The organism is Streptomyces sp. NPDC046881 (assembly GCF_040645015.1).
GTDB lineage: Bacteria > Actinomycetota > Actinomycetes > Streptomycetales > Streptomycetaceae > Streptomyces.
This window is the reverse complement of sequence record NZ_JBEYXJ010000238.1, coordinates 1-1,601: the sequence shown is the minus strand read 5'-3', so window position 1 is coordinate 1,601 and position 1,601 is coordinate 1. Positions and strand designations below refer to the sequence as shown.

Genomic DNA, 1,601 nt, shown 5'->3' with positions numbered 1-1,601 from the left:
AGCGGCTCGGCGTCTCCCAGATGCACGTCTCCCGGCTGATCACGCGTCTGCTGGCCCGGCTGCGCGAGGGCATGCTCAGCACCACCTGATCCGCCGCACCGCCCGAGACACGAGCGGCCCGGGGGGCCGGTGCGTCAGCACTCGATGATGTTGACCGCCAGCCCGCCCCGGGCCGTCTCCTTGTACTTCACGCTCATGTCCGCGCCGGTGTCCTTCATCGTCTTGATGACCTTGTCCAGGGACACCTTGTGCGAGCCGTCGCCGCGCATCGCCATCTTCGCGGCCGTGACCGCCTTCACCGCGGCCATGCCGTTGCGCTCGATGCACGGGATCTGGACCAGGCCGCCGACCGGGTCGCAGGTCAGGCCGAGGTTGTGCTCCATGCCGATCTCGGCCGCGTTCTCCACCTGCTCGGGGGAGCCGCCGAGGACCTCGGCGAGGGCGCCAGCGGCCATGGAGCAGGCGGAGCCCACCTCGCCCTGGCAGCCGACCTCGGCGCCGGAGATGGAGGCGTTCTCCTTGAAGAGCATGCCGATCGCGCCGGCGGCCAGCAGGAAGCGGACGACCCCGTCCTCGTCGGCGCCGGGGACGAAGTTGATGTAGTAGTGCAGGACCGCGGGGATGATGCCGGCCGCGCCGTTGGTCGGCGCGGTGACGACCCGGCCGCCCGCCGCGTTCTCCTCGTTCACCGCCATCGCGTAGAGGGTGATCCACTCCATGGCGTGCGCCAGCGGGTCGCCCTCGGCGCGCAGCTGGCGGGCCGAGACGGCGGCACGGCGGCGGACCTTCAGCCCGCCGGGCAGGATGCCCTCGCGGGACATGCCCCGCTGCACGCACTCGCGCATCACGCGCCAGATCTCCAGCAGGCCGGCCCGGATCTCGTCCTCGGTGCGCCAGGCCCGCTCGTTCTCCAGCATCAGCGAGGAGATCGACAGGCCCGTCTCCTTCGTCAGGCGGAGCAGCTCGTCGCCGGTGCGGAACGGGTACTTCAGGACCGTGTCGTCCAGCACGATCCGGTCCGCGCCCACCGCGTCCTCGTCCACGACGAAGCCGCCGCCGACCGAGTAGTACGTCTTCGACAGCAGCTCGGCGCCCTCGGCGTCGTACGCCCACACCGTCATGCCGTTGGCGTGGTACGGCAGGGCCTTGCGGCGGTGCAGGACCAGGTCGTCGTCGAAGGAGAACGGGATCTCGTGCTCGCCGAGCAGCCGCAGCCGGCCCGCCGCCTTGATCTTCTCCACCCGGTCGTCGGCGGTCTCCACGTCGACCGTGCGCGGCGAGGCGCCCTCCAGGCCGAGCAGCACCGCCTTCGGGGTGCCGTGGCCGTGTCCGGTCGCGCCGAGCGAGCCGTACAGCTCGCAGCGCAGGGACGCGACCGAGCCGAGCAGCTCCTCGTTGCGCAGCCGGCGGGCGAACATGCGCGCGGCGCGCATCGGGCCGACCGTGTGGGAGCTGGACGGGCCGATGCCGATCGAGAACAGGTCGAAGACCGAGATGGCCACGGGTGACTCCTCAATACGGGTGGTGCACAAAAGGTGGAACAGGGGCGCGGGGCACCCGCACCCCCGGTCAAACAGTGTTGGCGGTGGGCCCCGAAAGTT

At 71.2% G+C, this 1,601-nt stretch carries 1 protein-coding gene; it reads right to left on the bottom strand.

Annotated elements, in window-relative coordinates; genetic code table 11:
- Positions 1-134: 134 nt before the first annotated feature.
- Complete coding sequence (locus ABZ923_RS41265; RefSeq protein WP_361483590.1) at positions 135-1,502, bottom strand: L-serine ammonia-lyase; 1,368 nt, start codon at positions 1,500-1,502, stop codon at positions 135-137.
- Positions 1,503-1,601 lie beyond the last annotated feature (99 nt).